Origin of the sequence: Pseudomonas sp. (assembly GCF_017744435.1) — a bacterium.
Classification (GTDB): Bacteria; Pseudomonadota; Gammaproteobacteria; order Pseudomonadales; family Pseudomonadaceae; genus Aquipseudomonas.
Genome location: NZ_JAGIBG010000013.1, coordinates 1 through 14,021 on the forward strand (window position 1 = coordinate 1; position 14,021 = coordinate 14,021).

The 14,021-nt window shown below is 65.9% G+C and carries 10 protein-coding genes; 4 read left to right on the forward strand and 6 right to left on the reverse strand.

Going from position 1 to position 14,021, the window contains the following annotated elements; genetic code table 11:
• Window positions 1–143: 143 nt before the first annotated feature.
• The 5 genes from J7573_RS11050 to J7573_RS11070 form a co-directional block, all read right to left on the reverse strand.
• Window positions 144–1,679: a DHA2 family efflux MFS transporter permease subunit gene (locus J7573_RS11050; RefSeq protein WP_294334603.1), complete on the reverse strand. Its 1,536-nt coding sequence runs from the start codon at window positions 1,677–1,679 to the stop codon at window positions 144–146.
• Complete coding sequence (locus J7573_RS11055) at window positions 1,676–2,869, reverse strand: HlyD family efflux transporter periplasmic adaptor subunit (protein ID WP_294334605.1); 1,194 nt, start codon at window positions 2,867–2,869, stop codon at window positions 1,676–1,678. Before J7573_RS11055 ends, J7573_RS11050 begins: the two co-directional genes overlap by 4 nt.
• A 30-nt stretch (window positions 2,870–2,899) precedes the next feature.
• Window positions 2,900–3,373, reverse strand: a complete 474-nt coding sequence (locus tag J7573_RS11060; protein WP_294334607.1) for a MarR family transcriptional regulator — start codon at window positions 3,371–3,373, stop codon at window positions 2,900–2,902.
• Window positions 3,374–3,485: 112 nt separating this feature from the next.
• A complete protein-coding gene (locus tag J7573_RS11065) occupies window positions 3,486–4,115 on the reverse strand; it encodes a response regulator transcription factor (protein ID WP_294334609.1) in 630 nt (209 codons plus the stop codon).
• A 12-nt stretch (window positions 4,116–4,127) separates the two neighbouring features.
• Window positions 4,128–5,534, reverse strand: coding sequence for an ATP-binding protein (locus tag J7573_RS11070; protein WP_294334610.1), 1,407 nt, complete (start codon window positions 5,532–5,534; stop codon window positions 4,128–4,130).
• A gap of 194 nt (window positions 5,535–5,728) precedes the next feature.
• Here J7573_RS11070 and J7573_RS11075 point away from each other — a divergent pair, with 194 nt between their 5' ends.
• The 3 genes from J7573_RS11075 (at window position 5,729) to J7573_RS11085 (ending at window position 10,307) form a co-directional block, all read left to right on the forward strand.
• On the forward strand, window positions 5,729–7,351 hold the full coding sequence (locus J7573_RS11075) for an acyl-CoA synthetase (RefSeq protein WP_294334612.1): 1,623 nt from the start codon (window positions 5,729–5,731) through the stop codon (window positions 7,349–7,351).
• Window positions 7,352–7,369: 18 nt separating this feature from the next.
• Window positions 7,370–9,139: an acyl-CoA dehydrogenase C-terminal domain-containing protein gene (locus J7573_RS11080; protein WP_294334614.1), complete on the forward strand. Its 1,770-nt coding sequence runs from the start codon at window positions 7,370–7,372 to the stop codon at window positions 9,137–9,139.
• Between the two features lie 160 nt (window positions 9,140–9,299).
• Window positions 9,300–10,307, forward strand: a complete 1,008-nt coding sequence (locus tag J7573_RS11085) for a FecR family protein (protein ID WP_294334615.1) — start codon at window positions 9,300–9,302, stop codon at window positions 10,305–10,307.
• Window positions 10,308–10,311: 4 nt separating this feature from the next.
• On the opposite strand, the gene J7573_RS11090 is transcribed toward J7573_RS11085, so the two are convergent.
• Entirely contained in the window at window positions 10,312–11,631 is a 1,320-nt protein-coding gene (locus J7573_RS11090; protein WP_294334617.1) for a Na+/H+ antiporter family protein, read from the reverse strand.
• A 189-nt stretch (window positions 11,632–11,820) separates the two neighbouring features.
• Between J7573_RS11090 and J7573_RS11095 the strand changes: the two genes are divergently transcribed.
• On the forward strand, window positions 11,821–13,965 hold the full coding sequence (locus J7573_RS11095; RefSeq protein ID WP_294334618.1) for a methyl-accepting chemotaxis protein: 2,145 nt from the start codon (window positions 11,821–11,823) through the stop codon (window positions 13,963–13,965).
• The last annotated feature ends 56 nt before the right edge of the window (window positions 13,966–14,021 follow it).

Genomic DNA, 14,021 nt, shown 5'->3' on the forward strand with positions numbered 1-14,021 from the left:
GGCATCCATGCCCGTCACCTCCCTCCGCAAGACCTCCGTTCGGCCTCCTGAAGTCGCAATCTGCGTCGCCTGAACTACCGCGCGCTTAAAAGCAAAAGCAGAACAAGAGCAAGAGCAAGAGCAAGAAGAGCAGCGTTACTGCCTCAATGCCCCGCCGAAGCCGGCCCTGCCTTGGCGGTGAACGGCGGCTTGGCCAGCCACACTAACAGGATCAACCCGGCAAACACCCAGGTCATCAAGGTGAAGTAATCCACCGTCGACATCATGTACGCCTGCGCGTTGACGATCTGCTCCAGCTGCGCGTAATGCTGCGCACTCGCCCCGCCCATCTGCTCCAGCGTATGCCGCGTCGCCGGGTCGAACTGGCTGATGTGCTCACTCAGGTACGCATGATGCTGATCCGCCCGACGAATCCAGATCCAGGTCGTCAACGAAGCCGCAAAGCTCCCCCCCAGCGTACGCAGGAAAGTCGCCAGCCCCGAACCATCGGCAATCTGATGCGGCGGCAAGTCCGACAGCAGGATGCTCAAGGTCGGCATGAAGAACAGCGCCACGCCAATCCCCATGAACAACTGCACCAGAGCGATGTGCTGGAAGTCCACCTCGCTGGTGAACCCGGCACGCATGAAGCAACTGGTGCCAATCGCCAGGAACGCCAGCCCCGCCAGCACCCGCAGGTCGAAGCGGTGCGCGTACTTGCCCACGAACGGCGACATGATCACCGGCAGCAAGCCGATCGGTGCCACCGCCAGCCCCGCCCAGGTGGCGGTGTAGCCCATCTGCGTCTGCAGCCACTGCGGCAGGATCAGGTTGATGCCGAAGAACCCCGCATAACCGCCAACCAGCACGATGGTGCCGACGCGGAAGTTGCGGTGCACGAACAGCCGCAGGTTGACCACCGGGTGCCGGTCGGTGAGCTCCCAGATGATGAAGATCGCCAGGAACACCACCGAAATCAGCGTGCCGATAATGATGAACGACGACTCGAACCAGTCCAGGTCATTGCCCTTGTCCAACACCACCTGCAACGCGCCCACGCCGACGATCAGCGTCAGCAGGCCAATGTAGTCCATCGGCTGGCGGCTGGTGACCACTGGCCGCGTGCGCATCTGCTGGCGCACCACGGCAGCGGCGAACAGGCCGATCGGCACGTTGATGAAAAAGATCCACGGCCAGCTGTAGCTGTCGGTGATCCAGCCACCCAATATCGGCCCGGCAATCGGCGCCACCACCGTGACCATCGCCAGCAAGGCCAGGGCCATGCCCCTTTTCGCGGGGGGGTACACGGCAATCAGCAAAGTCTGGGTCATCGGGTACAGCGGCCCGGCCACCACCCCCTGCAAGACACGGAAGCCCACCAGCTCCGGCATCGACTGGGCGACACCGCAGAGGAACGACGCCAGCACGAACAGCAATGTGGCCCAGATGAACAGCTTCACCTCGCCAAAGCGCCGGCTCAGCCAGCCAGTCAGCGGCAAGGCAATGGCGTTGCTCACCGCGAACGAAGTGATCACCCAGGTGCCCTGCTCGTAGCTCACCCCCAGGTTGCCGGAAATGGTCGGCAGCGCCACGTTGGCGATGGTGGTGTCGAGCACCTGCATGAAGGTCGCCAGCGACAGGCCGATGGTGGTCAGCAGCAGGCTCGGCGGGGTGAACTGGGCCGGGGCGTTGTTGCTCATCGCTGCGCCGTCTTGCCGGTGGCGCTGTTCTCGTGGATCAGCCGGGCGATCAGGTTATCGGCCTCGGCCAGCTGGCGGTCGTACACCTGGGTGGTGTAGCTGGCCTGCTGCGGTGGCTGCTGGGCCAGGGTCGGGCCGCTCTGGTCGTGCAGGTCGACCTCGACCACGGTGGACAGGCCGATGCGCAGCGGGTGGTCCTTGAGCTGGTCAGGGCTGAGGTGAATGCGCACCGGCACGCGCTGGACGATCTTGATCCAGTTGCCGGTGGCGTTCTGCGCCGGCAACAGGGCGAAGGCGCTGCCGGTGCCAGCGCCAAGGCTGTCGACCGTGCCGCTGTACTTGACCTCGCTGCCGTACAGGTCGGCGCTGACTTCCACCAGCTGGCCGATGCGCATGTCGCGCAGCTGGGTTTCCTTGAAGTTGGCGTCGATCCACACTTCGTTCAGCGGGATCACCGCCATGGTCGCGGTGCCCGGCTGCAGGCGCTGGCCAAGCTGCACGGTACGCTTGGCGACATAGCCGGTCACTGGCGCCACCAGGGTGGTGCGGGCGTTGTCGAGGTAGGCCTGGCGCAGGTCGGCAGCGGCCGCCATGACCTCGGGGTGCGAGGACACCACGGTGTCGTCGACCAGCGCGGTACTGGTGTTGAGTTGCTGGCGGGCGGCGTTGACGGCGGCCTGGGCCACGGTCAGGTCGTCACGGGCATGGGAGATCTCTTCCGCGGCGATTGCGCCGCTGTCGGCCAGCACCTTGCGTCGGTTGTAGTTCTGCTGGGCCTTCTGCAGCTCGGCCTGGCGGGTTTCCAGCTGGGCCTTGAGCGAGTCGACGTTGCTGTACAGCCCGCGCACCTGGCGCACGCTGCGCGCCAGCTTGGCTTCGGCGGACTGCAGGGCCACTTCGCTGTCGGACGGGTCGAACTGCAACAGCACCTGGCCGGCATGCACCAGGTCGCCGTCATCGGCGCCGATGCTGGTGACGGTGCCGGTCACCAGCGGGGTGATCTCCACCACGTTGCCATTGACGTAGGCGTCGTCGGTGCTTTCGTGCCAGCGCCCGACCAGGCTGTACCAGGCCCAGGTGCCGGCGCCGGCGAGCAGCACCAGCAACAGCAGGCCGAGCAGCCAGGCCTTGCGCTTGCCCGACGCAGGCGCGTCGGCGGAGGGAGTTGTGGTGTCTGTGGGAGTGGCCATGACAATACCTTGGAATATGCGTAACAGGGATCAACGATCGCCGAAGCGGCGGATCGTCAGAGGGTCGCCGGCACCCAGCAGCACCTTGGCCAGCAGACCTTCGAGGGTCTTCAATTCATCTGGCTGCAGCACGCCGACCAGTTCGTTCATCGCCGCCGCGCCGATCTCCGGCAGGCGGTCGGCCAGGCGCTGGCCATCGGCGGTCAGTGCCAGGCGCACCTGGCGGCGGTCATCGGCGCAGCGGTTGCGCAGGATCAGGCCCTTCTGCTCGAGGCGGTCGAGCATGCGGGTCATCGAACCGCTGTCCAGGCCCAGGTAGCGGCACAGTTCGGCCGGGGTATCCACCTGGTACTGGGTGACGATGATCAGCACCTTGAACTGTGCGGCGGTGACGCCCTCCGATTCGAGATGCCAGTCGAGAATGCGGTCCTTGAGGATCGCCGCACGGCCCAGCAGCATGCCGATGGCGCAGGTCTGGAAGTTTTCCGGGGTGAAATGGGACATCGGGGGCTGCTCGGGTAATTGTTTAAAAATATTACTGCCTAGGCAGTGAATGTCAAAGCTTTGATTAGGGTGCTATGCAAATATTCATGAAACGGCCGTTGCCGGCGACGTTTCACAGCGCGCGCAAGCCCAGCGCCTGCACGGCCCCGCAGGCAATCGCCATGCCCACCAGCTCGGCCAGGCTGCCTGCCTGCAGGCGCTTCATTACCCGCCCCCGGTAGAGGTCCACGGTCTTCACGCTGATGCCCAGGCGCTCGGCAATCTCGCGGTTGTTCAAGCCCTGGGCCAGCGGCACGAACACGTCGCGCTCACGGGGCGTCAGGGCATCCACGCGGGCCTGCACCGCGGCCAGCACCAGGTCGTCCTGGCGCGCCTGCCCTGCCCGCTCCAGTGCCGCCTGCACGCTGTCGAGCAGCAGCTGGTCGCTGTAGGGTTTCTCGATGAAGTCGCTCGCCCCGGCCTTGAACGCCCGCACCACGATCGGCACGTCGGCATGGCCGCTGACGAAGATCACTGGCAGCTGCAGGCCACGCTCGCGCAGTGCCTGCTGCACCGCCATGCCGCCCAGCCCGGGCATGCGCACATCGAGCAGCACGCAGGCCGGCCCATCGTCCACGCAGGCATCGAGAAACGCCTGGCCGCTGGCGAACGGCACGCCCTGCAGGCCCACCGACTCCAGCAACCACACCGTCGAATCACGCATGCCCTGGTCGTCGTCGACCACATACACCTTCGCTTGCACCCTGCTCTCTCCTTATCCCCGGTTCACTGCCAGGCGGCAGCACAACACCAGCCCGCCCGCCTCACCCGCACGCGCCCAGAGGCTGCCGCCAAACCCTTCGATCAGGCTGCGGCTCATGCTCAGGCCCAGGCCCAGGCCATCGGCCTTGCTGGTACTGAACGGGGTGAAGATCTCATCCAGGCGCTCGGCAGCCACGCCAGGCCCCTGGTCGGCGACCTCGATCAGCACCCCGTCGCCCTCGCGCACGGCGCCGAGCAGGATACGTGACGGCTGCGCGCCATGCTGCTCGCGGTTGGCCTCGATGGCATTGCGCAGCAGGTTGAGCAGCACTTGTTCGAGCAATACCCGGTCGGCGAACACCGCCGGCAACTGCCCGCTGAGGCGCAGTTCGACCGAGACCTGGTCACGTGCGGCTTCCCAGGCGCACAGGCGCATGGCTTCGGCCGCCACTTCGGCCACCTCCACCGCCTGCAGGCGCCGCGGCCCCTTGCGCAGGAACGCACGCAGGCGGCGAATCACCTCGGCGGCGTGGGTCGCCTGCTTGGTGATGCGTTGCAGGCCCTGGCCGACCCGCTCACGCGCCTGCGGGTCGCGCTCCAGGCCTTGCAGGTAGCGTTGGCTGGCATTGGCATAGTTGACCACCGCCGCCAGCGGCTGATTCATCTCGTGGGCGATCCCCGACGCCAGTTCGCCCAGGGTGGCGAGCCGGGCGCTGTGGGCCAGGTTCTCCTGGGCCTCGATGCGCAGGGTGATGTCCCGCGACACACTGACCACTTCCACCACTGCACCCGTGTAGGTCTCGCGGATCGCCCGGCTGGCGATCTCGAACCAGCGATAGGCGCCGCAGGCATGGCGAACGCGGCAAGTCGTGGTGTGGTAACCGTCCTGGTCCAGTGCGGCGGCGGCCTGGCGTAGCACCTGGCGCCGCTCGCGCGGGTGCAGCAGGGCTCGCACCGGCATGCCGCGCAGTTGCTCCGGCCACAGGCCGAGCAGGCGGTAGGCCGCTGGCGAGGCGTCGAGAAAGCGGCCATCCGGGCTGTGCCGGGAAATGAGGTCGGTGGTGTTCTCGATGATCAGCCGATACAGGCGCCGGGCGCGGCTCGCCTCACGGGTGCCCTGGCGCTCTTCGCTGGCATCGCGGCAGCGCGCCAGCACCCACTGGCCCTGGTCATCGGGGATGAAAGTCCACAGCAGAATGCGTTCGCCGACCTGTTTTTCCACATCGACGATTGCCCGGTGCTGGCGCAGGCACGCACGCACCAGCCCCGCAGCGTTGCTCGGCAGCCAGTCGGCCGGCGTGGCACCCGCGCCGATCAATGCCTGCAGGGCCGGATTGCTTGCCAGCGCACTGGCATCGGCGGCCAGCAGCACGCTGGGTTGTGGGTCCTTGGTGAGCAAGGGGAAAAGGGTCTGATCCAACGTCGGCACTCGTTCTTATAGTAGTTTTACTATATTGCTATAGTCGATATTCCATCTACGATAGCGGTTCGCGTAAAACTGCGACAGGGGCAAGCGGCCATCGGCGCGCTGCCCGCACCCTGATCAGAGCTAACAATCAGCCACCGGGGGGCCACACGCACAGGCTGCGTCTGCCTCCCCTACAGGATTACCGTATGTCGATCTTCGCCCAGGGCCTGATGCCCGCTGCCGTCAACCACGTCGCCCTCACCCCGCTGAGCTTCATCGAACGTACCGCCGCCGTGTACGGCGATTACCCGGCCGTGATCCACGGCGCCATTCGCCGCGACTGGCGCGAGACCTACCAGCGCTGCCGGCGCCTGGCCAGCGCCCTGGCCGGGCGTGGTATCGGCCGAGGCGACACGGTGGCGGTGATGCTGCCGAACATTCCGGCCATGCTCGAAGCACACTTCGGTGTGCCGATGATCGGCGCCGTGCTCAACACCCTCAACGTGCGCCTGGACGCCGAAGCCATCGCCTTCATGCTGCAGCATGGCGAGGCCAAGGTGCTGATCACCGACCGCGAGTTCCACGGCGTGATCGCTACTGCCCTGGCGTTGCTCGAACACCCGCCGCTGGTGGTCGATGTGGATGACCCCGAGTACGGCGAAGGCCGTGCGGTCAGCGACCTCGACTATGAAGCCCTGCTGGCCGAAGGCGACCCGGATTTTGCCTGGGAGTGGCCCGATGACGAATGGCAGGCGATTTCGCTGAACTACACCTCGGGCACCACCGGCAACCCCAAGGGCGTGGTCTATCACCACCGTGGCGCCTACCTGAACGCCATCGGCAACCAGATGACCTGGGCCATGGGCCACCGCCCGGTGTACCTGTGGACCTTGCCGATGTTCCACTGCAACGGCTGGTGCTACCCCTGGACCATCACCGCGCTGGCCGGCACCCACGTGTTCCTGCGCCGGGTCGACCCACAGAAGATCCTCACCCTGATCCGCGAGCACCGGGTCAGCCACCTGTGCGGCGCGCCCATCGTGCTCAACGCCCTGGTCAACATGCCAGAGGCCGCCAAGGCCGCCATCGAACACCCGGTACAGGCCATGGTCGCCGGCGCCGCACCACCGGCCAAGGTCATCGGTGCGGTCGAGCAGATGGGCATCCGGGTCACCCACACCTATGGCCTGACCGAGGTCTATGGGCCGGTCACCGTCTGTGCCTGGCATGACGAATGGGACGAACTGCCGCTGGAGGAACGGGCGCGGATCAAATCGCGCCAGGGCGTGCGCTACCCCACCCTCGACGGCCTGATGGTCGCCGACCCGCAGACCCTGCAGCCGGTACCGCAAGACGGCAACACCCTGGGCGAGATCTTCATGCGCGGCAACACGGTGATGAAGGGCTACCTGAAAAACCCCGAAGCCACCGCCGAAGCCTTCCGCGGCGGCTGGTTCCACACCGGTGACCTGGCCGTGTGGCACGCCGATGGCTATGTCGAGATCAAGGACCGGCTCAAGGACATCATCATTTCCGGCGGCGAGAACATCTCGACCATCGAAGTCGAAGACACCCTGTACAAGCACCACGCCGTGCTGGAAGCCGCGGTGGTCGCCCGCGCCGACGACAAGTGGGGCGAAACGCCCTGCGCCTTCGTCGCCCTCAAGCCCGGCCACGAGCAGACCCGCGAGAGCGACATCATCAGCTGGTGCCGCGAACACCTGGCCGGGTTCAAGGTGCCCAAGACTGTGGTCTTCGGCGAACTGCCCAAGACCTCCACCGGCAAGATCCAGAAATACGTCCTGCGCGACCGCGCCAAGGCCCTGTGAACCGTTATCGAGCCTGACATGACCGACTACACCGCTCCCTTGCGCGACATGCGCTTCATCCTCCATGACGTGTTCCAGGGCCCTGCCCTGTGGGCGCGCCTGCCCGCCCTGGCCGAACGCGTCGACGGCGAAACCGCCGACGCCATCCTTGAAGAAGCCGCCAAGGTCACCGGCCAGCTGATCGCCCCGCTCAGCCGCAACGGCGATGAGCAAGGCGTGCACTTCGACGCCGGCAACGTCACCACCCCGGACGGCTTCCGTGACGCCTGGCAGACCTACCGCGAAGGCGGTTGGGTGGGCCTGGGCGGCAACCCTGAGTATGGCGGCATGGGCATGCCGAAGATGCTCGGCGTGCTGTTCGAAGAGATGCTCTACGCCGCCGACTGCAGCTTCAGCCTGTATTCGGCGCTGAGCGCCGGCAGCTGCCTGGCCATCGATGCCCATGCCAGCGAAGCACTCAAGGCCACCTACCTGCCACCGCTGTACGAAGGCCGCTGGGCGGGCACCATGTGCCTGACCGAGCCCCACGCAGGCACCGACCTTGGGCTGATCCGCAGCCGCGCCGAACCCCAGGCCGACGGCAGCTATCGCATCAGTGGCAGCAAGATCTTCATCACCGGTGGCGAGCAGGACCTGACCGAGAACATCGTCCACCTGGTGCTGGCCAAGCTGCCGGACGCCCCTGCCGGGGCCAAGGGCATCTCGCTGTTCCTGGTGCCCAAGTACCTTGTCGAGGCCGACGGCAGCCTCGGCCCGCGCAACGCCGCGCACTGTGGTTCGATCGAACACAAGATGGGCATCAAGGCCTCGGCCACCTGCGTGATGAACTTCGACGGTGCCAGCGGTTACCTGGTCGGTGAGCCGAACAAGGGCCTGGCGGCGATGTTCACCATGATGAACTACGAACGCCTGTCCATCGGCATCCAGGGCATCGGCTGCGCCGAAGCGTCGTACCAGAGCGCTGCACGCTACGCCAACGAGCGCCTGCAAAGCCGCGCCGCCAGCGGCCCAAAGGCGTCAGAGAAAGCCGCCGACCCGATCATCGAACATGGCGATGTAAGGCGCATGCTGCTGACCATGCGCACCCTCACCGAAGGTGGCCGCTCCTTCGCCGCCTATGTCGGCCAGCAGCTCGATCTGGCGCGCTACGCCGAGGACGGTGGTGAGCGCGAGCATGCCCAGCGCCTGGTCGCGCTGCTGACCCCGGTGGCCAAGGCGTTCTTCACCGACAACGGCCTGGAAAGCTGCGTGCTCGGCCAGCAGGTGTACGGCGGCCATGGCTACATCCGTGAGTGGGGCCAGGAGCAGCGTGTGCGCGATGTGCGCATCGCCCAGATCTACGAAGGCACCAACGGCATCCAGGCCCTCGACCTGCTCGGGCGCAAAGTGCTGGCCGATGGCGGCCAGGCCCTGGCCTGCTTTGCCGCCGAAGTGCGGGCCTTCAGTGCCGGGGCACCGCTGCACCGCGAAGCCTTGCAAGCCAGCCTGGCACGGCTGGAAGCCACCAGCGAGTGGCTGCGGGCACGGGCACGCGAGGACGCCAACCTGGTCAATGCCGTGGCGGTGGAATACCTGCACCTGTTCGGCCTGACCGCCTACGCCTACATGTGGGCGCGGATGGCGGCGGCGGCCCAGGCCAGGCACGCCGAAGACCCGGCCTTCCATGGCGCCAAGCTGGCCTGTGCGGCGTTCTTCTTCCAGCGCCTGCTGCCGCGCAGCCTGGCCCTGGATGCCAGCATCCGCGCCGGTAGCGCCAGCCTGTACGCGATGGCAGCCGAGCAATTCTGAGGCGGCAAGGGAGCGCTTCGTGTTTGCCGCGAAGCGTTCTCAAACGCTGGAAATCCCTTGCGCAACCGACGAAAAACACACATAACTGATAGTCATTCGCCATTACCTCGGTTCTCGGGAGCCCCTTGCAGGGGTAGAATGCGCAAAACCCGGAGCTTTGATGAACCAAGACCGCCTCAATCCCAGCCCAGACGAAGCCATCACCGATGCCGCCGCGCACTGGTGCATGCGCCTGCACGCCGACGATTGCACGCAGGTCGAACGTGAAGCGTTCGCCCGCTGGCTGGCGGCCGACCCGCGTCACGCCGAGGAATACCAGGCGATGCTGGAAATCTGGCAAACCGCCGACCTGTTGCCCCGCACCGCCACGGTCATCGACTTCAACCCGCCTGCACGACACGCGCCACGGGCGCGCAACTGGCGGCCGCTGGCGTCGGCAGCGGCGTTGGCCCTGCTGGTATTGCCGCTGGCCGGCTGGGTGGGTTGGGAGCAAGGCTGGCTGCCCAACCACTACCAGCACTTCGAAGCGGGCAACGCGATGCAGACCGTGCAGTTGAGCGACGGCAGCACGGTCGAACTCAACCTGCACACCGAACTGACCTACCTCAACTACAAGGACCAGCGTCAGGTCACCCTCAAGCGGGGCGAGGCCTTCTTCAAGGTGCAGCACGACAGCAGCCACCCGTTCATCGTCCGCGCCGGCCACGGCCAGACCCGGGTCACCGGTACCCAGTTCAACGTCTGGAAGTACCAGGACCAGGTCAAGGTCACGCTGGTGCAGGGTTCGGTGCTGGTCAGCAGCGACGGTGGTGCTGGTGGCTACCGCCTGGGCCCTGGCATGCAGGCCAGCTACCACACGGGTGATTTCGAACCGCAGCTCGCCGAGAACGACGACTACGACAACAGCCTGGCCTGGCGCAACGGCAAGCTGGTGCTCGACAACCTGAGCCTGGAGCAGGCCCTGCCGGTGATCAACCGCTACCTCGACGCCCCACTGCTGTTGGCCGACCCCGCCACCGGGCGCATCCGTATCAGCGGCATCTACAACACCCGCGAGGTCGAGCGGCTGGTGGACAACCTGCCCAAGGTGCTGCCGGTCTACCTGACCCGCAGCAAGGACGGCAGCACCGTCCTCAACAGCATCTCGCCACCGCCAGACAAGGGCTGACGCGTTACAGGGTCATCGCCGCCAGCCAACCGAACGCCAGCAGCGGCAGGTTGTAGTGGAGGAAGGTAGGAACCACGGTGTCCCAGATGTGGTGGTGCTGGCCATCCACGTTCAGCCCCGAGGTCGGGCCGAGGGTCGAGTCCGAAGCTGGCGAGCCAGCATCGCCCAGGGCTCCTGCGGTACCGACGATGCACACCGTGGCCAGCGGGTCGAAGCCCAATTGCACGCACAGCGGCACGAAGATCGCTGCCAGGATCGGCACCGTCGAGAACGACGAACCGATGCCCATGGTCACCAGCAAGCCCACCAGCAGCATCAGCAAGGCACCAATGCCCTTGCTGTGGTCGATCCATTGCGCCGAGGTCTCGACCAGGCTCTGCACTTCGCCAGTGGCCTTCATCACATCGGCAAAGCCCGATGCGGCGATCATGATGAAGCCGATCATGGCCATCATCTTCATGCCTTCGGTGAACAGGTCGTCGGTGTCCTTCCAGCGCACGATGCCCGACAGCGAGAAGATCAGGAAGCCGACCATGGCGCCGATGATCATCGAGTCCAGCCACAGCTGTACGATGAATGCCGCGGCGATTGCCAGCCCGGCCACCAGCAGGGTCAGCGGGTTGTACTGCACGCTGACCTGCTCGACCTGCTCGATGCGCGCCAGGTCGTAGTCACGCTTCTTGCGGTAGCTGATGAATACCGCCAGCAGCAGGCCGACGAACATGCCGGCCGCCGGGATGGCCATGGCGTGGGTGACATTGACCCCGCTGACATCGACCCCGGCACGGGCGACGTTGGCCAGCAGGATTTCGTTGAGGAAGATGTTGCCAAAGCCAACCGGCAGGAACATGTACGGCGTGATCAGGCCGAAGGTGATCACGCAGGCGATCAGCCGGCGATCGATGCGCAGACGTGTCAGCACGTACAGCAGCGGCGGCACCAGCAGCGGGATGAAGGCGATGTGGATGGGCAGGATGTTCTGCGACGAAACCGCCACTACCAGCATCAGGCCGATCAGCAGCCATTTGACCTTGCCGCCGTTGGCATGGCCCTGGCGATCGATCATGTTCAATGCGCGGTCGGCCAGGGCATGGGCCAGGCCCGACTTGGCGATGGCCACGGCGAAGGCACCGAGCAAGGCGTAGGACAGTGCCACCGTGGCCCCCCCACCGAGGCCGCCATTGAAGGCCTTCAGCGTGCCTTCGATCCCCAGCCCGCCGACCAGGCCGCCGGCCAGTGCGCCGATGATCAGGGCGATGACCACATGCACGCGGGACAGGCTGAGTATCAGCATGATGCCGACTGCGGCGATCACTGCATTCATGGTTTGGGTTTCCTCGTAGCGGCAGACAAAAAGCGCGCACTCTGACGGAGTAGGGATCAGATGTCAAAAACGCCATATTGCTGGCTGTTTCACTGGCAGCCACTATTAAATTGAACGTTTGAATAAAGAAAAGAGACAGCAGGCCGAAATAGTCGCAAGCCACATTCCTATTACAAGGGATTCACCCCCATGCCTTTGCGACAACTTTCCATCCAGTGGAAGATCACCCTGCTCGCCGGTCTCTGCCTCGCCGGCATCGTCACCCTGCTCGTCGGCCTTTCGCTGTACCGCATGGACCACAGCTCGGACCTGGTCAAGGCCAGCAGCATGCAGATGCTCACCGAAGCTGCGCAGTCGCGTATCGAGTCGCAAGGTGAAGTCCAGGCCCTGAACATCCGCCGCCAGTTCATGGATGCCTACCAGTACGGCGCGGGCTTCTCGCGTCAGGTGCTGTTCCTGCGTGAACAGGCGGAAAAACGCTTCCTCGACGCCTTCGACCTGCGCGAGGACCTGACCCGCCAGGTGCGCGCCGCGCTGCAGGCCAACCCTGACCTGCTCGGCCTGTCGCTGGTGTTCGAGCCCAATGCGCTGGACAACAAGGACAGCCTGTTCGCCGGCAAGGCCGAGCTGGGCAGCAACGAAACCGGGCGCTTCGCCCTGTACTGGTCGCAACCGCGTGCCGGCCAGCTGACCGCCATGGCCCTGCCCGAGCACGACATGGCCAACACCGAGATCGGCCCTAGCGGCCAGCCAGCCAATACCTGGTGGAGCTGCCCGCGCAGCACCGGCAAGGTCTGTGTGGTGGAGCCGTACTTCTATGACATCGACGGCCAGCGCGTGCTGATGACCAGCATCGTCTTCCCGCTGGCGGTCAACGGCAAGATCATTGCCACCCTGTCCATCGACATCAACCTCAACAGCCTGCAGGCCCTGAGCCAGGACGCCAGCCGCGGCCTCTACGAGGGCCGCACCACGGTCGGCATCCTCAGCCCGGTCGGCCTGCTGGCCGGCTACAGCGCCGACGCCAGCAAGCTGGCCCAGCGTTTCGACCAGGTCGACCCGCGCCAGGGCGCCGAACTGGTGCGCAAGCTGGCCACTGGCAAGCTGAGCATCCTCCACGACCAGGCACGCCTGAAAGTGCTGGCCGCTTTCGAGCCGATCCCCGGCGCCCAACCCTGGGGCGTGCTGCTGGATGTGCCGGAAAATGCCCTGACCGGCCCCGCCGAAGCCCTCAAACAAGAACTGGACACCTTGAACACCAGCGGCACCCTGCTGGAGCTGGGCCTGGGCCTGGCCGCAGCAATCGCCGGCCTGCTGCTGGTGTGGCTGATGGCCCGTGGCGTGACCAAGCCGATCCTCGGTGTGGCGGCGATGCTCAAGGACATCGCCAGCGGCGAAGGCGACCTGACCCGCCGCCTGACCTACGACAAGCGCGACGAACTCGGTGAGCTGGCCGGCTGGTTCAACCGTTTCCTCGACAAGCTGCAACCGACCATCGCCGAGGTAAAGCGCTCGGTACAGGCCGCCCGCGGCACCGCCGACCAGTCTTCGGCCATCGCCACCGAAACCAGCGCCGGCATGGAGCAGCAGTACCGCCAGGTCGACCAGGTGGCCACCGCCTCCCACGAAATGAGCGCCACTGCCCAGGACGTCGCCCGCAGCGCCGCCCAGGCCGCACAAGCCGCCCGCGAGGCCGACCAGGCCACCCGCGAAGGCCTGGCGGTGATCGACCGCACCACCACCAGCATCGATGCCCTGGCCGCTAACATGAGCCAGGCCATGGCCGAAGTCGAAGGCCTGGCGCAGAACAGCGAGAAGATCGGTTCGGTGCTGGAAGTGATCCGCTCGATCGCCGAGCAGACCAACCTGCTGGCGCTCAACGCGGCCATCGAGGCGGCCCGTGCCGGTGAGGCCGGCCGTGGCTTTGCCGTGGTCGCCGATGAAGTGCGCAACCTGGCCCAGCGCACCCAGGAGTCGGTGGAGGAAACCCGCCAGGTGATCGAAGCCCTGCAGACCGGCACCCGCGATGTGGTCGGCAGCATGGACCACAGCCATCGCCAGGCTCAAGGCGGTGTCGAGCAGGTCGGCCAGGCCGTGACTGCACTGCAGCGCATCGGCCAGGCGGTCAGCGTGATCACCGACATGAACCTGCAGATCGCCTCGGCCGCCGAAGAGCAAAGTGCGGTGGCCGAAGAGATCAACAGCAACGTCGCGACCATCCGCGATGTCACCGAATCGCTGTCCGGCCAGGCCAACGAATCGGCGCGGGTCAGCCAGTCGCTGAACAGCCTGGCCAACCAGCAACAGGCGCTGATGGACCAGTTCCGCGTCTGACCAGCCGGGGCCGTTCGCGGCCCCGAAAACCTCCTCGTCTACACTTGCCCGCAACG